The organism is Crateriforma spongiae, from assembly GCF_012290005.1.
GTDB lineage: Bacteria > Planctomycetota > Planctomycetia > Pirellulales > Pirellulaceae > Crateriforma > Crateriforma spongiae.
In genome coordinates this window covers 572448-591499 of sequence record NZ_JAAXMS010000002.1, presented here as the reverse complement: position 1 = coordinate 591499, position 19052 = coordinate 572448, and the positions used below count along the sequence as shown (strand labels likewise).

General features: G+C 56.9%; 8 protein-coding genes. 4 read left to right on the top strand and 4 right to left on the bottom strand.

The genetic code is table 11. The annotated features are described in order from the left end of the window. The first annotated feature begins 18 nt into the window (after positions 1–18). Positions 19–603: an LURP-one-related family protein gene (locus HFP54_RS06340; protein ID WP_168564473.1), complete on the top strand. Its 585-nt coding sequence runs from the start codon at positions 19–21 to the stop codon at positions 601–603. 16 nt (positions 604–619) lie between these two features. Here the strand turns inward: HFP54_RS06340 and HFP54_RS06335 are convergent, their stop codons facing one another. Beyond that, positions 620–1330 carry a hypothetical protein gene (locus HFP54_RS06335; RefSeq protein WP_146410491.1) on the bottom strand — a complete coding sequence of 237 codons (711 nt, stop codon included), beginning with the start codon at positions 1328–1330 and terminating at the stop codon, positions 620–622. A gap of 450 nt (positions 1331–1780) precedes the next feature. Here HFP54_RS06335 and HFP54_RS06330 point away from each other — a divergent pair, with 450 nt between their 5' ends. Both HFP54_RS06330 and HFP54_RS06325 read left to right on the top strand, forming a co-directional pair. Further along, the gene (locus tag HFP54_RS06330) at positions 1781–6088 is read left to right on the top strand and encodes a hypothetical protein (protein ID WP_168564472.1); all 4308 of its coding nucleotides are present in this window, start codon (positions 1781–1783) and stop codon (positions 6086–6088) included. Positions 6089–6148: 60 nt separating this feature from the next. After that, on the top strand, positions 6149–12295 hold the full coding sequence (locus HFP54_RS06325) for a protein kinase domain-containing protein (protein WP_168564471.1): 6147 nt from the start codon (positions 6149–6151) through the stop codon (positions 12293–12295). 39 nt (positions 12296–12334) lie between these two features. Here the strand turns inward: HFP54_RS06325 and HFP54_RS26135 are convergent, their stop codons facing one another. The 3 genes from HFP54_RS26135 to HFP54_RS06310 are packed head-to-tail and all read right to left on the bottom strand — an operon-like array spanning position 12335 to position 17000. Then, entirely contained in the window at positions 12335–14542 is a 2208-nt protein-coding gene (locus tag HFP54_RS26135; protein WP_168564470.1) for an HlyD family efflux transporter periplasmic adaptor subunit, read from the bottom strand. After that, positions 14539–15630 carry an efflux RND transporter periplasmic adaptor subunit gene (locus HFP54_RS06315; RefSeq protein ID WP_168564469.1) on the bottom strand — a complete coding sequence of 364 codons (1092 nt, stop codon included), beginning with the start codon at positions 15628–15630 and terminating at the stop codon, positions 14539–14541. The genes HFP54_RS26135 and HFP54_RS06315 overlap by 4 nt, the downstream gene beginning before the upstream one ends. Then, a complete protein-coding gene (locus HFP54_RS06310) occupies positions 15624–17000 on the bottom strand; it encodes an efflux RND transporter periplasmic adaptor subunit (protein ID WP_168564468.1) in 1377 nt (458 codons plus the stop codon). Before HFP54_RS06310 ends, HFP54_RS06315 begins: the two co-directional genes overlap by 7 nt. 180 nt (positions 17001–17180) lie before the next feature. Between HFP54_RS06310 and HFP54_RS06305 the strand changes: the two genes are divergently transcribed. After that, entirely contained in the window at positions 17181–19052 is a 1872-nt protein-coding gene (locus tag HFP54_RS06305) for a TolC family protein (RefSeq protein ID WP_146410497.1), read from the top strand.

The following is a 19052-nucleotide window of genomic DNA, read 5'->3' as shown; positions in this document are numbered from 1 at the left end:
ATTCACAAACGGTGCGAGATGCAATATCCGATCGAATTGTCGTTCAAGCTGTTGACGTTTGGACAGCGTATCAGCGCGACCGATGCCAGCGGCAAGTTGTTGATGTTCGTCAAGCAGAAGATGTTTCGCTTCAAGGAACAAGTGGAGATCTTTTCCGATCAACAGCAGACACACTTATTGTTTCGCATCGACGCGGATCGCATGATCGACTTTTCAGCAAATTACCACTTTACCGATCCACAGGGAAATGATTGGGGATCGGTGCGGCGTCGCGGCATGCGATCACTTTGGTCGGCGCACTATCAGATCATTCAGGACGGCCAGGTCGACATGGAAGTCGAAGAGGAAAGTGCGATCAAAAAATTCGTCGAAAGCCTGCTGGGTGAAATTCCGATCGTCGGGATGATCTTCATCTATTTGTTGAACCCCAGCTACATCGTGCGTCGCCCCGATGGCACACCATTGCTGCGTCTGATCAAGCATCCGGCAATTTTCGAAGGCCGATTTACCTTGGAAAAGCTGTCGGAGATGCCCGAAGACGATGAACTGCGTTCGCTGTTGGCGCTGATGATGGTCGTGTTGTTGGAACGCCGTCGAGGCTAGGTGTTTGACCTGTCGTTTACATCAACAACAGAAACGTAAAGCCGGCCACCGCGGCTTCCGCTGCTACGCCCCGGCATTGAAGATGGCCATCGTCGCGACGCTGCAATGGTTCGACCGCCGGAAAGCGTTCCTGTTGGCAGCAACGACAGTCGCCCCAGGATGTGACACATCGACAATGGGGTTGCGTGGCCAGGCGGTAGGGCAGGACGGTCGTGTTGAAGACGAATCGCCACGTGCTGACGGCGTTTTGGAAGTATCCGCAGTGGTCGCCGCAACGTTCCAAAGCGACTTCTTGGAAGTACAGCGGTTGATGGCAGAACGGTTCGTGGACCCGGGAAGCAATCGGCGTGGGATAGTGCGGACTGGCCCAATATCGTTCCGGTTCTTGATCTTGCTGAAGGGCGGCAACGTTGGTCGGCACATCTTCCAGGATCGGCCGACTGTCCAAGCGTATGTCTTGGGCCGGTTTGCGAAGCTCGGCCAATCGTTGTTGCAGTCGGTCGGAATCCGCCAACGATTCTTTGGTTTCGGGTGCGGCTTCAGTGGCCACAAATTCTTTGTCGTCAGTCATCGTCGTCCAATTGCTGGAAACGTTGACCGGTGCGAAACCGCTGCTGGGCGGGTCGCCGCTGGCCCCTGACACGATCGTCACCATCAAAAAGATGACCGTTGCGAACCGCCAGCGATCGGACGTTGGATTGATTGCCGTCATACGAATGGTGCACACGACGCTAGCCTGGGTGTTTTCGTCCCACCGGCAAACATGGCGGGACCTTCACCCCGAACCATCGGTGTGAGGACGTCGTTGAATCCAGAACATTCGATTCAGCCGGCAAGGTTTACCACTGCGACGGTTTCGGCCGGCCTCAGCGGGTGATTCGCTGGCGGGGGGTGGCAGCAGCGTTCACGACGAGCAGCGGCATGCCGGGGAACCTTCTCGGTTGCGAAAGTGGCCCGCCGACGTGTCCGGGTTGCGAATTCGGTTTCACAGACAGGCTTGAGGGGATTGGAACGGGCTGTTGCGAGCCGTTTCATGGGCCTTTCTGGCATGAACCGGCCAGACGGTTTTCGTATTTTTCGGCCCCGCCAATTATGATGACTGGGCTTTCAACGACGTGATTTTCGTCCGCCCACAGCCGCTCATTTCCGAATACCCGTTTCATTCACAGGCCATCCGATGCAACCAAGCCGACGGAATCCGGGACGCTTGGCGAAATGGTGGCGACGCCGGCGGGTGGTGGCCGATGCCGCGAAGCATCCGGCCGCAGCGATGACGGGGTGGAAGCCACGGGTCCGAGTGCTGGAACGTCGTTTGGTTCTCAACGCGACTGCGGAATTGACCGCCTTGGGTGAATTGGTGATCCAGGGAGACGTCGGTAACGACTTTGTTCAAGTCCAGCATGCCGCGACTGATGATGTGCGTCTGTTCGATGCCGACGCGTCGTTGATTCCGATCCAAGTCGGGACCGATGGCGTGGGCAACCCGGTCTACGCTGATTCGATCCAGCGGTCTGAGATCACTGCTGGGTCGTTGCGGATCGACCTGGGGGCCGGTGATGATGTCGCGGTGACACCTTTGATCGACGGTTTGGACATCGACGTGACGGGCGGCGACGGCCGGGATCGTGTGGTCTTGGAATCGCCCGTCATCAACGGCAGTTCCGCCGACGAAGTGACCATCGATTCGGAGCAAGTCGTTTTGGCACCACGCTCGGGGGCCTTTGACGCCCAAGGCGATCGTCTGACGATCACGGGGCGAACGGACGTTGGCCAGCCCGATCAGTCGACGTTGGTGGATTTGGGCGACGGATCGATTCGAATCGATGGCATGTTGGTCGTCTCGGGAGACGTGACTGTTCAAGCGACCCAAGGACCGGTGGAACTGACCGGTGTATCGACCGCTGCGACGAATGTCGAAAGTTCATTGACGTTTCAACTGGGAAGCACCGTCGATCTGAACCTTGGGGATGTGGACCGATCCGTCGGGGAACCGTTGCACGATGTGACCATCCGAGGCGGCGATCAAATTCAACTGTCGGGCGATACCATCGATGTCAGTGGAAGCCTGGCGATTGACTCGCCTGATTCCAATGTCTCGATCCGTTCCGACATCACCGCGAATCAGTTCACCGTCAACGCGCGTCAGATGGAATTGGTCGACCTGCAGTTGAAGACGTCAGAAGATCTTGTGCTGTCGGTGCCGACGACGTTCGAAGGGGATGTCGATTTGGTGACCGAACAGGATCTAATCATTGAATCGGAGATGGCATCCACCGGCGGCAATGATTCCTTGCTGATTCGCTCGGGCGATTCCGTTCGCATCGAACAGGCGTTGTTGGTGCAGGGTGATTTGGATGTCGGGGCGGAGAATCAAATCATACTGACAGGTGATGTCAGCGTCGCGGACGATGTCCAACTACAGGCCACCGAAACCCTGTTGGATTCATCTTTAACGGCAAGGGACGTGACCGTGACGGGGCCGATATCGGGGACCGATGGAACCATTGACGCCGTGGACCAAATCTGGGTCGACGCATCGTCAGATCCGTTGGACCTGACGGGGTTGCATTTGAAGTCCGCTGGAATTGTGTTGGGAAACGCGACCGTCGTCCGTCTGGGGACGATGCAGGCCGAAGCACTGACCATTGGCGCACCAGCGCAACCCATTGTGGGTGATGTTCAGCAGGCGAGCGGTCAGGCGATCGACATCGATCACTTATCCGTGTATGCCGACGGGGCGATTGATCTTTCGCAGCCCGGCAACCAAATCGACATTGTGGACCAACTTGTTGCCGGTCGCTCGATTCAATTGCACAGCGATGTCGCGCTGCGGGTGGGGGCGGTGGACGCCGGCGAGAACGTCGACCTTTCGGCCCAACGTATCGATGCGATTGACGGTACCGACGCCCGAATCGACGCCAACGGATTGATTTTACGTGCCGACGAGGGCATCGGTGGTGTTACGCCGATGCGTCTGGCCGATTTGCGAACGTTGGATGCGGTCACAACCGATGGTGACATCGCTTTGGATTGGTTGGGATCGACCGATGCGGAAGTTTCGCAATTGCGGGCCGACGGCGGTTCGATCATGGTAGATCGCGACGGTGCGGGTGATCTTCGATTGGTGGACGTCAACGCATCCGGTGGGATCGATGTGGTGAATCACCAAGCGGGCCTTGTTTTGCCTGCCGGTGCAAACGTGGAATCGCCGGGGCAAGTGCGGCTGACCGCGGGCGACGCTCAGGGAAGTTTGGGCGAAATTCGCATGGAAGATGGCGCGGCAGTCATCTCCACCGAGAACGTCGTCCGGTTGTCGGCCAGTTCGGACATGACGCTGGGCACCGTGGTCAGCGGTTCAACCGATGATGACGCGATACGAGTGACAAGCGTGACTGGTGCTGTGCGCGATGCAGGCGACAGCGACATTGACCTTGTGGCCGAATCGGGCGGCGTTGTCATTCGGTCACATTCAGGGATTGGCGATGGCGACGCAATTGAGACTCAGGTGCAAACGCTTGATGGCTTTGTGTCCTCCTCCGGCGCAGTTGCGATCGACGAACAAGATTCCATTCGTATCCAACGATTGCAGACCGTCGATGGCGGGATTGACGTGCGTTCGGCGGGCACAATGGAAGCCACGCTGGTTCATTCAGAAAACCAATTCGGTTCAGACGGTGCCGATGGTTCGGCCGACAGTCGTGACATCCGCTTGGAAACCACCGGTGCAGGCAGTGATTTATTGGTCGGTCGGGTTCAAGCCGACTTGAACGCCGACGTTCGGCTGGTGTCTGCGGATGATGTGATGTCGATCGATGCTGTCGTGGGTGTTGTCGATTCACAAACGGCTTCGGTTGTCGCCGATGATTTGGTGGTGATTGCGGCCAACGATGTCGCGGATCAGGCCGAATCGATCTCGCTAACCACGGCTATCGGCGATTTGGTTGCATCGGTTGATGGAACCAATCCTGGCGATTTGCTGATCGCCGAAACCGATTCCCTTCGCTTGGCGTCTGGTGATTCTCGTGACGATTCGGGCGTCATCCGAACCGGCAACGGAGGCATCGACATCCAGGCCGCCGAAGACATCGTGATCGATGACTTTGACCCGACGAATGACGGCAACGATCGAAAAGCGGATCCAGAGATTGTTGCGGGCGGAACGTCGGGGACGATTCAGTTGCGGATGGGGGACAGCTGGATTGTCGGTGATTCGGTCCAACTTCATGCCGATGCAACCACCGGCGGAGCGGTCGATGTCGAAGCGGACACCGTTTCGCTGGGCGATGATTTTGAAATCATGACGGGGCAGGGCGTGGGGATCGCGCGCCAGTTCACGCCCTATCCGGGTGAGGGAGTCGTAGCGGATGCGTTTTATGATTTTGATTCCGTCAGCACCAATATTCTGTCTCAAGCGAACTTGAATGATGCGGAGGGAACGCTAAGCGTTGACATTGGAACCGAAGGCGAAACCGGCTTCACGTTAACGATCGACTGGGGGGCTCCGGTGGATCGTTTTCAGCGCGTCGATAATCTTCCCGGTGACGGTGCAACGGCACAGGTAAGTCATGTTTATCTTGAATCCGACATTTTGAGTTCGACATTGAATGGTCGGCAAAGTGCAACCGACCCTTTGGCGGTACGTTTTTCGGTGTCACACCACGAGTCGATTCAGATCCAGGCGGATCGCGTGTTTCAGGGCAGCGACCTGCCGCTGCAAGTCGATGGTCGACTGGTCACATCGACCGACAATCCGTTGACGCTGGACCCGGCGGGTCCGATTCTGGAAAACGGAAGAGCGTTTTTCGTGATCCCACAGGTCGACGTCCCCGTCGCATTTTTTCCTGTTCGTGATGTGATTCCCGAACCGGTGGAATTGCCCACCATTGTGCGACAGACCGAAACTACTTTTGTCACAGATGCCAGCTTTCAAACGTCCGAAAGTACATCGTTGAATGTTTCGATCAGTGATGAATACTTTCAGTTGCGAACGCTTTCGCCAGATCCCGCGTCACCGGATTTGATCGAACCGATTCGCTTGCCCGACGACATCTTGGATTTCCAGAAGCTGCAGCGGTTGTTCCAGCAGCTTCCCGATGGGGCGTATGAGATTGAATACGTCGCCGGCGACGACGACGAACGTTCCATTTTGCGCGTTGATTTGCGTGGCGGTCGTCCGGTGATTTTGAACGACGATCTCGATGGCGGTACCTTGAAGCTGACGCCGCTGGACGCCACCGACGGTTCGGATGGAAACGGCGACGAAATATCGAATTCCCAGGAGGCATCGGCTGACCCAAGCGAAGACCGGGAATCGGGTGATGCCGCAGCGGATCAGCCACCGGTCGATTCATTTTGGCCGGCTGAAGACGGGGATGCTGAATCTTTGCCGCCGGATGAAGCCCCGGTTCAACCGTTTTCCCGATCGTCCCGCTTTTTGCGTCGTATCGCCGCAGGGATTGGGGATCAAAACGCCGGCAGTTCATGATGCGATCACATGAACCCGTGCCCAATTCATCGAACATTTGTTTGTTTAGGTTAGTTTCCAATGTCTCGTGACGGTCAACGATCACCGAACGATCCGAATAAAGAACCGGGTCGACAAGATGATGATCCCAGTCGACGTCCAGAGTCATTGGATGAAACCGTTGATCTGACACAATCGGATGGCGATGGGCATCCCGGTCCTGATGGCCAAGACGTTTCCACGCCGGATGCTTCGGCGAAGGGCTCTAGCGGTGCGAAGCCCGGCGACCGCACGACCGTCGATTCGCCGGCAAGCGATCTGGATCGCACCGCGAAGCTGGATGAAACCGTTGATTTGGATGCGACCACACGTCTGGATGAAACGGTGGGGATTGATCCCGATGCGGGTACCGAATCCTCTAGCGAAGAGGACGATCTAGACGCCACCAAATCGATTGATGAAACCGTCGATTTCAGCCCAGCAAAGTTGTCGGTTCCGATGGAAGCGTTGGATGAAACCACCGATTTGAACGCGACGCGGCGGATTGATGAAACTGTCGATGTCGCTTCCGCGGCTACGGATTCGACAGATGAATCGGATCCAAATACCACCAAGCGGTTGGACGAAACCGTCGATCTGGATGCCACCAAACGCATTGATGAAACGGTCGATTTGGATGCGACCAAACGCTTGGATGAAACTGCTGGTTCGGAGACCGTCATGGCTTCGGGCCTCGTCGATCCAAGTGACGAAAATCGAACGGTGGATTTGTCCAGCGACGTGACCGCGGAATTGGACGCACCGGATTCAAAGGGTGATCCGCATTCGGGAACCGTGGACTTCGAACTGGGCGTGGACGATTCGCGTTCCGACCAGTCCACGATGGAGTACCAGGATCCCGACGATGTTCACACGATGGATGTGACGCTGGATTCGTTGGTTGTGGATCCGGCGGACGATGCGGATGGGCAACCGAGCGTCTTGGAGGACGATAATCTTGGGCAGACGATCAGCCCACGTCAGTTGAGTGAAGAAGAACAGGATTTTTGGGGACAAATTTCCGCCGAGTTCGTCGCCGACGACGCGCCCACCAAGATGAAACCGGCGATCGACCGGTCCATCAGCGAACAGAAACTAGCTTTAAACAAGCGTCACATGGTGACGCCCATGCAAGATGACGACCAGCTATCGGACTATCGTCTGATTCGCTTGCTGGGTAAGGGCGGCATGGGGAATGTCTTTGTTGCTCGACAAGGATCGTTGGACCGTTTGCTCGCCGTAAAAGTCATCCGTCCGTTGGACAAGGCCAAGCGATCCAAGCTTCGCAAGCAGGGCAAACTAAAGCAGGTCGAAGAAGCACGCCGGCAGCAGTTCTTGTCCGAAGCCGTTGTGACCGGTGATTTAGATCACCCGAACATCGTTCCCATTCATGATGTCGCCGTTACCGGTGACAACACGGTCTTTTACGCGATGAAGCGGGTCGTCGGGACGCCCTGGTCCGACGTGATTGGCGAAAAGACTTTGGATGAGAATCTGGAGATCTTGTTGCGTGCATCCGACGCAATCGGTTTCGCTCACACGCGGGGCGTCGTGCACCGTGACATCAAGCCCGAAAACATCATGTTGGGCGACTTTGGTGTCGTGTTGGTGATGGACTGGGGCTTGGCGTTGGCGAAGCCCGAGTTTGAAAAATTGGATTCGATCACGCCATCGCATGGCCTGGGCGGGACACCGTCGTTCATGGCGCCTGAATTGGCCGTCGGGCCGGTGGACCGAATTGGGCCGGCAGCAGATATCTATCTGCTTGGTGCGACGCTGTTCATGATCATCACCGGCAATCCGCCGCACAATGCTGCGAACGTCAGCCTTTGTTTACGAGCGGTCGCGTCGAATGAAATTCGGCCTTTCGATGATCGTTTTCGTGGCGAATTGATGGACATCGCGCTCAAGGCGATGGCCACCAATCCGGCTGACCGATATCCCGATGTGCCCAGTTTTCAGGACGCGATTCGACAGTATCGCGATCACGCCGAAAGCATCATCTTGGCCAAACGTGCCAAAGATGATTTGCAGCGCGCAGGGCAGACCGAGGACTATTCGTCGTTCGCAAGAGCTGAATTCGGTTTCGAAGAAGCACTGGTTTTGTGGGAAGGCAACCGGCAGGCCAAGGAGGGATTGTCTCAGGCACGCGTCGAACATGCCGAAGCAGCCTATCGCAACCGCGATTTCGATTTGGGGTTATCGCTACTGAGTGAGAACGATCCCGATCACGTCGACTTGATCAAGCGGCTGAAGGATGGCATTCGTGAACGAGAGCTGAATGCGTCTCGGTTGGCGGTGTTGAAAAAAGCTGCCGCGGCAATGCTGGCTTTCATCCTGGTCGGTGGGGCGGTGGCGATCTACTTGATTGATCAACAACGCGGCGTCGCCGAACACAACGCGAACTTGGCCAGAGAAAACGAAGAGTTGGCTCGAGCCAACGCGGAAGAGGCTCGGTCCAATGCTCAAGTCGCCGAAACGAAAAGACTGGAGGCAGAAGCAGCACGACAAGAGGCCATTGAAGCGCGCGAACAAGCCGAAAAGGCAAAAGACAAGGAGGCGATTGCGCGTGGTGACGCGGAAAGGGCTCGTGACGAAGCCTTGACGGCAAAGCAGAACGAAGAAGAACAGAAAAGGATCGCCGTCAAGGAAAAGAACAAAGCAGTTATTCTCAAGAACGAAGCAGTCAAGGCTCGAAGGGAAACTGAGCAGGCCCGGCGTTTGGTCGAACAAGAGTATTATCGTTCCCAGATCGGGCTTGCCAAAGCTCGTGTGGACCAGAATGAATTTGATGAGGCTCGTCGCATCGTTGACGAATTGATCGAAAAGCGGCGGCGGGAAGGGAAGACGGGCGAGTTGCCGATCGAACTGCAGTGGTTGTCCGATGTGACTCAGCAGGCGGCCGAAACTGTGCAACTGGATTCGCCGGCTGAAGACCTATCGATGTCCAAGAACGCAAGTCATTTTGCCGTGGCGCTGGCCGACGGTCGCGTCTTGACCTTGGATCGCCAGGGACAACAACTGCGTATGCAGCCTGCTTTTGCAACGTCCCAGGGAGATGTCGCGAGCGACGTGGCGATCGCGGAGGACGGAAAACGTCTGTTGGTGGGAACCGAACTGGGAACTGTCGATCTGATGGATCGATCGCAGGGGCGGCCGAAATCGACTGGATCAATACTCAGGCACAACGGACCGGTGACGGAATCCATGTTGTTGTCGTTTCCCGATCGTCGTGACGAATGGATCTTGTCAGCGGGGACTGACCGAACCATTCGTGTGCTATCCGGTCCGTCCCAAGATCAAACGTCCGTCCTATGGCACCTGGCGCCGGTTGTGGCGTTTGATGCCGTGGTACGGGAATCCGATGTGTTGGTTGCCGCCGCCATCGCCGATCAGACGATGGGACGAATCGTATTGTGGTCAATTGACAATGATGGGACATCGTTCGAGCGTGTGGGGGTATTTGATCAACATGAATCACCCGTGACCGACGTTTGTCTGACGCGTGACGGATCTTTGGTGGCGTCTGGCGACCAGTCAGGTGTCGTGCTCATTTGGGACCCGAAAGCTGTTGCGGAATCGGACCTTGCTTCCGAAATCAAACAGGCTGTGCAGGGGCTTGCACCGGAGATTGCAGGCAACGCCGGGGACATAGCATCCGTTCCCAAGCTGTCAAAGTCCAAGGCAGTGGTGCCGTCCGCCCGTTTGGTCGATCCCGACGTAGGTTCCGGTCGGGAAGACCGTGTGCAAGACGCCGCGCATGACTCCAAGGTTTTGTCGGTTTCTTTTTCCGACGACGGCCAGCAATTGGTGACCAGCGGTGACGACTATTTGGTCAAGCTTTGGCGGGTCCAGGCATCCGACGTTGATCAACCTCCTGTCGGACAGTTTCAGCGGTCGTTCCGTGGTCATGGCGGTGCAGTGGTCGCGGCGGAATACTGGGACGAGGGGCAGGGAATGGTGATATCCGCGTCCCAGGACATGACGGTTCGGCTTTGGGATCTGCGAAAGCCTAGCGTGCAACCCATGCGGGATTCGGATGACGATCAGGCATCCGCGCGGTCAAATCGCACGTTTCGGACCTTGGTCAGTCAAGTGTCAAAGAAGCCAAGCAATTCCGATGGTGATTCGAATCATCACACCGGATCATCCGGTTTGATTCAGGTCCAGGACGATGCGATCTGGGCGGCACGGTTTTCACCGACTTCGGATCGGATTGTGACAGCGGGACGTGATCGTACCGCAAGGTTGCTTTCTTACGATCAGCAAAGTGACCTTTGGGTCACCGACGATCGTAGGATGGGAATCGCTTCCGGATCGGATGACGCCGCGTTGGTCACGACCCTTCGGCTTGACGAAGGTACGGATTTTCGTGCGATGGCTATGGCGTTTGATCGTCGGTATGGTCGGTTGATTGTGGGGGCCGCCGATGCGATGGTTCGGTTGTGGGACTTGAAGAAGGGAACAGAACTGACCACGGCGTCGGGAACGGGCATTGGAAACGTGGTCGCTGTATCCCGTGACGGACGTCGAATGGTGACTGCGTCCAGTTCCAAGAATGATCGTGCACTGATCTGGGAAATACCGCCGGGGCAGGGCAGTTATCCTCGGGTGATACACCGGTTGGGCGGGCACCAAGAATCCGTTTCAGCGGTGGCGATATCGGACGATGGCAAAACCTTATTGACCGGCGATCGCGCGGGTCGGTTAATTCAGTGGGATTGCGACTCCGGAAAACCAGTCGGTGAACCCTGGGACGATCGTTTGGGGCTTCGGATTCACGCCATCGCGTTTGCTACCAACGGAACATCGGCTTGGATCGCGACCGATGACGGCGCTATCAGTCGCTGGGATTTAGCAAGCCGGCAAGTGGTGCAGACCTACGCCCGAGACGGTGCCGCCGTTGGATTATCGTTATCACCGGACAAACGATTCTTGGCGGTCGTGACGGAGTTGGCCAAAGTCGATTCCGTGGTGCATCAAGTAGTGCTCGTGGATTCGGTAACCGGAGCGTCACAGGTGCTGACGCGATTGGAAACGCCGCGAGATGCAAAATCGGTCAACGATGGACGCCCTGGAATTGTCGATGCCCGCTTTGACGATTCGGATGGTCGGTTGGCGGTATTGGTGACGCCCCGCGGCGATGAACCTTCGCAAGTTGACCTGTGGCATGTGCAGGCAGAACGCATCGATGACGCCAAGTCGTTGGTGGACAACGCGACGTTCGCCCAGCGTCGTGAACGATTCGAGTTGCCCATGCGATTGCCCGATCCGGGGGCTGTCTTGCCGATATCGCCAAATCAGCTTCTGACGCTGCATGGAAGCGCGGCGTTTTTGTGGGACTGCACCACGTATCAGCATGTGCGCAGTTACCGTTCGCACGGTGCCATCACTGACGTCGCTTTTTCCGCCGATTCCACTCGTGTGGCGACTGCAAGTCGCAGCGTGAAGATCTGGGATGTGGAAACGGGCCGCGCGGTGGCAAAGTTGGAATCGCCGCACGAGGGTGCCGTTCGCTGCCTACAGTTCGGACCGGCATCGTCGCCAGACGTGCTGGTTACCGGTGGTGATGACGGTCGGGTGCGCCGGTGGAAGTATCGTGAAAGCGACGAAACTTTGGAATTGACTGATGCGGGGCAATGGTCGATATCGTTGGGCCGCCCCCTGGCACTAACCTTCTCGGCCGATGGTCGCCGTCTGTTGGTCACAACGGATCGCGGCAAAGTGGTGGTCCGCGACATTGTTTCGAAGAAGACGGACGTGTTGATGGACACACCACAAGCGGGCGCCGTTTTGTGTGGTCGTTTCTCGGCGGACGGGCGTTGGGTCGCCTGTGGCGGAGCCGACCGGTTGGTGCGAATGTGGCCGGTCCCCGGCATCAATGACGTCCAGTGGCGTGCGCCCATTGTGTTTCGTGGGCACGCCGAATCTGTCGAAGGCGTCGTTTTTCATGGCAATGAAGACGCCAATCTACGTCTGTTGTCGGTCAGTGACGATGAATCATTGCGGATTTGGGACCCGATGTTGGATGCAGTCGCCAAGGACCCGACGTCCACCGAGGGGCGTGAGTTGATCGAGATTCGCCGGCATAACCAACCGTTGACCGACATCGACATTTCGCCAGATCAGAAGCACGTTTTGACCACGGATCGCGAAGGACGGATTTCGGTTTGGTCGATGAATCCTTGATCGCTTAAGGTGTCGCCATCACGCCAGGCGATCCCGCGATCAATGCGAAAAGTTCTCGATTAAGAATCGCCACACACGTTGATAGATTGCCGCATCGGGTAATTCGATTCGGCCAACCACGGACAGGTGAACCGGCAACGGCCGATGAAAGGTCGATGCATTCAAGTCTACGGTGACGTCGTAAGTGTTTGAGGCCTGTGCTTGAGCCGCCGGCAAATTGACATCGAATGAATCGATCGCCGATCGTGGCAAACCTCCGGAACCGGTGCTTGGTAATTGTGCAATCGAGCGAATCGTTCCCGCAGCAGGCTTGCTTCGCCCCGATAGTGGAATTCTGACGGTTTGGCCGATTCGGACCAGGTCCAACTGTTCCTGCGGAAGTGCCAATCGGATGATGCGTTCGTTTGCATCACCCACCAAGCCAAGTCGCTGCCCGGCGGGAACAACGCATCCACGGTTTTCCGATGCAAACGGCGACCCGACCCAAAGTCGTTGTTTTTGATCCCGCGAAGGCGTGACTTTCTGAGTTTCAAAAACCATCTGGCCGGCTTCGGCGCGAAGGTGCATCAGTTTCAGTTGCGATCGCAGGGTCTGTGATTGGGCGATGGATGCCTGCAGTTGTTCGGTCAACGCCGGAAGCTGTTGTGAAAGAACCGGATTCTGAGTTCGCATCAACCGGATCGCGTCGATACGGTTTCGAATCGAATCCGTGGCAGCTTCGCAGCGTAGCAGTTCCCAGCGATTGACCCAATCGTCGGCTTGCAGGATGGTTTGATCTTGTTCCAGCACAACGCCGGGACGGACTGCGTCGATGACCCGGCCCGATCCGGATAGCCGGATCTCCTGGTGCTTGTCCGGAAGCACCACACCATCGACCGTTAGCGTGCGTGGCAGTGGGACAATCAGAACAGCGAGTGCCAGGATCACGATTGCGGCGGCGACCATTGCCGGGCGTCGTACTCGTTTCCCGTCCGATGACCGGTCTCGCGCGGTTTCGGCATCGTGCGGTTTGCCGATGCTTGCGAAAAGCACGCGTACGAAGGTCGCGATGATCAGCAGTGTCGCAGGCCAAAACCATGGCGTGCCGGTGACCCAGCGCATCGCAATGAAGCCGATGAATGATAAGACCAATGCACGGTACAAAACGCTGGCAAGTCCATAGGCCACTAGGGCAGTGCTGGTGTCTTCGTCGCCGTGATGATCACAAGCAAGCGATTCATCGCGACTGCCGTAAACGATCCGATATGCGAATTTTCGCAATGCGGTCGCTGATCGCTGGGCCAGGTTTGGCTTTCCCCAAAGGTCTGACAAGATGAAGTACCCGTCGTAACGCATCAGCGGATTGCCATTGAAAATCAACGTGCTGACCGTGCAAACCATGATCAACAGTGACGCGGTGTCGTGAAGAATTCCTGGTTGGCTGGTCCACCATATCAAGACACCGATGGCGGCGATGAACCATTCGGCCATCATGCCCGCGGCAGACACCAGAACACGATGCCAACGCTGTGGCATTAGCCAAGCATCGCTGACATCGCAGTACAAACAGGGGACACCAAACAGAAACATGACGCCGACGTTTCGACATCGACCGCCGGCCAAATGACAAGCCAAGGCGTGTGCAATTTCATGACACACTTTTGCCAACGCGAGGGCCAAGATGAACCAAACCCATTGCGTGGGCATACGCTGTGCTGCGTCTCGGATGTCGGTGACCAGGGCGGGGAAATCGGTCCATGCCAGACCGCCTGCGACGGCCAAAAGTGTCAGATAGACGCCGACGGCCAACGAACGTGGGATGGATCGCAAGCATGTGGCGGCCCAGTCGAAAAAGCGGCTGGCATCAATTCCAGGCAAACGCAATGCCAATGGATGAAGTGAGTAGTCATGACGGCGCCCCGGCGATCGGCCAGCGTCTGTTGTTCGTCTTTCATTTCCGACCAGCAATAGATTGTTGCTGGTCAACATCTGGACGAACTCGGAAAGTGCGCCTGGTGAGGGAGCGTGATCCCGCATGTTGTTGCGACAGCGGTCCATCAATTGACCGAGGGTCATTGGACTTGTCAGTTGTTGAAGGATCCAGTGTTCCGCTTCATCAAAGTAAAAGAAAGCCTCGTCGGCGATTCGTTTGACCACCCAAGTCGATCGGCGACCAAACCGAATCTTTCGATGGATCAATTGTCGGTTCAGACAATAGGATGCACCGGAGAATTGCGTTGCCCCAGCAGAGATTGGTTGGACTTTCACGGCGCACCCATCATCAGCATCGCCGAAAGCCCTGGTTTGATCCTGCGTTCCGGATTCGGAAATTCAAACCAGACACGTGTTTCCTGGGTGATCGGATCGATTTCCGGACTAATGAACTGGCGTGTTGGTTTTACGGTGACGGTTTCGCCGCCTGCCACTTGAATCTTGATGTTCAGATTGGAAGTTCGGCGAAGTGATTCGACATCTGCAAAAGGGATAAATCCTTCGGCCCGCAAACGCTGCAGATTCACGACACGTGCTACGGTTTGCCCCTGGTCGATCCAATCACCGGCTTGGACCGAGACCGATACCAGGGTACCGGTGATGGGGGATGTCAGCCGGTGTTGCTTCAGATGCAGCGACGCCAAGCGTTCCTGATGTTGTTCGATTTCGGCCTGCCAGCGCAGGATTCGATCCAGCGATGCGGATTCGATGCGTGCCTGTTCTGCCGCATCGATGCGGGTTCGCAGGGTGTCGATTCGACGTTTTCCGGCGGCGACGTCCAGTTGTGCCAGACTGTGCTCGAATCGGGCTTGTCGAGTTTCCAATTGGCGGTTTTGGTAGGCCAATTCCAACGCATCAATCTCGGATTCAGATATCGAATCTGAAAAGTTTGCGCGAGCCTTCTGGGCGCGTTCGAGTTCGTTTTGTGCGACCGACTCTGCCTTTTCGGCGGCTCGGATCGACAGATCGTTTTCGGCTTTGCGTTGATTGATTTCTTGGGTCGAAAGGAATTCATCCAATAACTGCTTGGCTTCGCGCAATGCGATTTCGGCGGCCACGGTTTGGCGATTCTCGCCCGACCGTTCAACAGCGATTTGAACGTTGCTTTTTGCTAATCGATGACGCAGATCCGCTTCGGAGTCATTCAGCGAAATGACGCATTGATCCCGCGAAACGTCATCGCCTTCGACGGCTTGAACGGATTCCACGCGTCCTTCGATTGATGACGACACCGTTGCCGAATCCACCGCGACGACGACCAAGCCGCCGATACGGCGGTGTGCATCTTCGGCAGGACAGGGACGGGACAGCAGCACACAGGCTGTGAACATACCCAACGCAAGGATCGAAAGTTGCTTCACCATCGTTGGTTCCTGAAAGCTTCGATGATGGGCCGGAAAAGGACAAATCCAAGCGGACGCCGCCCCGGGGTGATGTGACCAACGACTTCGGCGCCGTGTCGCAGGCCGATGTTCGAATCCACCGGTATCGTCATCTCAACGACTGACGTTCCATCAGGACGAACCGACACCGTTTCGGCGACCGTTTGCACGGTTCCCGATAGGCTGGATTCGGGGGCGGACCGCAATCGAAAATCGCAGGGGATCCTTTCATCGCCAAGGTATCCAAACTGACGTTCGGGCAACGACATGACCGCGACAAAACCTTCGTCATCAGAAACGATGTCCATGAACCACTGGCCCGCTGCGATGTTTTGGCCGGTGCGATGGTCCCATGTCGAATCGGTGTTCACGCGTCCTGCGATGGGGGCACGCAGCGTTAATGTCTCGTGAATTCGATTGGCCAATTCGACTTGTTTTCGCAATGCGTCGATTCTGGTGCGCAGCACCGATTGCCGTAGGCTTTGGTTGGGATCGGATTCGTCGGAGGCCTTTGAAGATCCCGCGCGCAAACTGGTCAGCTCGGCCTCCGCGGTTGCCAATTCACCGATCACGCTGCTGCGGCGCAGTTGCAGTTCCGCATTTTCCAGAACCAGCAAGACTTGGCCTTCGTCGACGTTCTGGCCGTCAGTCACCGCAACCTTGGCGACCCTGCCAGAAACGGGGGCATAGATGCCGAACTGATCTTTGGACCGGATCACGCCGACGACGGGCAAGTGGAACGGTATCGGAACGAAGCTGATCAATCCCAAGGCGATGATCAAAACGGTGGCAAGCCGGATTTTCTGTTTTCGGCCAGATGATGTCGATGATTCGTCCGGAAATGCGGCGGGCGTGAAGGTCCGGTATCGCGTGTACTGGTCTTTAAGAAACACCGTTTGACACAGTTGCAGTACCGACGTGAGAAACTCGTCGACCGGTTGCTGCTGATCGACGTCCGTCATGGTCGATTGCGACGCTGCGGCAAAGCGGTGCCCCTGTGGCCATTGGGTCATCAGTTCCAAGGCGGTTTCTGGGGAAATGTCCACCCGCCGGATTCGGGCCGTGGTGGTGCTCGTCGCTGGCGATTCCGACGGTGATGGATCGGACGCGAGACGGCTGGCCAGTACGCGGGGGGCACCTTGTTCCAAAAGCGACAAGGTGCAGCGGGTCGCGCCGACGGTCTGGGCGACAACATCGAGCGCGTTGTCCATGAAGGGCTGGAGCCCGTTGGCGGTCTGCGCAGCAAGGTCCAGCTGGTCGATCGCGTTGGCGGCGACATCGGTCCAGGTAGCAGTGTCGCGAGTATGGGTGGCGTCGCGACCAGCGGTATGAGAGACGTTTTGCGGAGCCATGGTCGGCATCCAGTCTAACCAACAGCCTTCGAAATCCAGTCGCAGTGAGTCGTGAAACAGCCGACATCCGTTTCACGTGCGCGTTTCGTGACGGAATGATTGGATACGGTCGTACCGGTGGGACGAACTATAACGATGATGCGTATCAGCCGGCCTGGCCGGCGTCCAATTCAAAAGACCATGACGCGATTCATCGTCCGATCCGACCGTCGATCCCGGGGCTATTCCGCGGGTTCTCAACAGCGCCGATCCGTCGTCACCGGCTGGCCGGGGATTGCGTGGCTGGTGGTTGCCGCTGGCATCACCGCGGGCGTCGGCTGTCGCGCCTGTCGCAGTGTTCCGGAAACGATCGGCAACGATACCCGCTGTGCCGATGCGATCATGTGCGACGTCGACGCCGGTGCGCCGCCGGAGGTCTACCCGGAACCGCCGCCAATGCCGATGACGCTGCGGGACCCGGAGGCTTTCGAATCGGCGTCCTATCGCGATGTGACTCTGTTGGAAGTGATCCAAATCGCGATGACCAACACGCAGGTGCTGCGTGACCTGAACGCCACGGTGCTACGAGCGCCTGAGCAGTTGGCGTCGGATCAGACGCTTCAGTTGGTGCAAACCGATCCGCAGCAAAGTATCGAAGCCGCACTTAGCGCATTTGATGCTCAGTTGTATGCGTTTGGGAAATGGCAAAACAATGATCGACGGTTCAATAACCGTTTTTTCGGCGGGGGAGCCAATGCGTTCAAGCAAGACACCCACGACTATGTCTTTCAGCTTTCCAAACGCGGGGCAACCGGCGCCGAAGTCGCTTTGCGAAGCGTCACCGACTACGACGCGAACAACGCGACGGGTAACCTGACGCCCAGCGCCTGGCAGACGCAGTGGCATGCAGAACTGCGGCAACCGTTGTTGCAGGGTGGCGGCATGGCGTTCAACCGGATTGCCGGACCGGCGGCTCTTCCCGGCGTTTACAACGGTGTCCTGATCGCCAAGGCGGACAACGACATCAGCACCGCAAAGTTTCGCCAAGACGCACGCGATTACGTCAGCAACGTGATCAACGCCTATTGGGATTTGGCGTTTGCTTATCGCGACGTGGATGCCAAACGGGCGGCACTGGAACGCAGTCGGCAAACGTGGCGAAGCTATGAAGCGCAAAAGGCATCCAACCGACGCGGTGGGTCTGCCGAAGCACTTGCCCGAGAACAGTACTATCGATTCCTGAGCGAATATCAGGATGCGATTGCAGGGAAGCTGATTCAACGGACCCAAGTCAACAATTCCACCAGCGGTGGGACATTTGCCGGGATTGGCGGTGTGTTGGCCGCCGAACGACGACTTCGGTTGCTGATCGGACTTTCCATCGGCGACGAAGAGTTGTTGCGCTGCGTGGATGACCCTTTAACGGCACCGATCGTCTTCGACGTCGAATCCTTGACGGCGGAAGCGATTCGGTTGCGATCCGAACTGCAGCAGCAGCGTCTGTTGGTCGCCCGTCGACAAATGGAGTTGTTGGCGGCGAAGAATTTCTTGTTGCCCGAATTGGATCTGGTGACCATCTACCGTTTGCGAGGTCTTGGACAGCAACTTGCTGGCGACAATTCCGCGTTCGAAGAATTTGGATCGATGGACTATCAGGAATATGAAGCCGGCGTGGAATTCCGCATGCCGGTGGGATTCCGCCAAGCCCACGCCGCGGTCCGCAATGCGAAGCTGAACATCGCACGCGAACGAGCGTTGTTGAAGGAACAAGAACGTCAGGTGCTGCACGATCTGGTGGCTTGTGTCGCCGAGGCTGATCGCGCGTTTGTGCAAACGGAAACGAACCTGAACCGTTACTTGGCTGCCAAAGATGCATTGGACGCACTGGAAGCCAATCGCGAAGCAGGGTTGCCGATCAGTCTGGAGCAACTGTTGGATGCGCAGCGGCGGTTAAGCGAATCGCAAACGCGTTACTATCAGTCCATGGCTGAGTACACGATCGCGGCAAAGAACGTGCAATTCGAATCAGGCACGTTGCTGCAGGATACCCATGTAATGATCGCCGCGAACTGA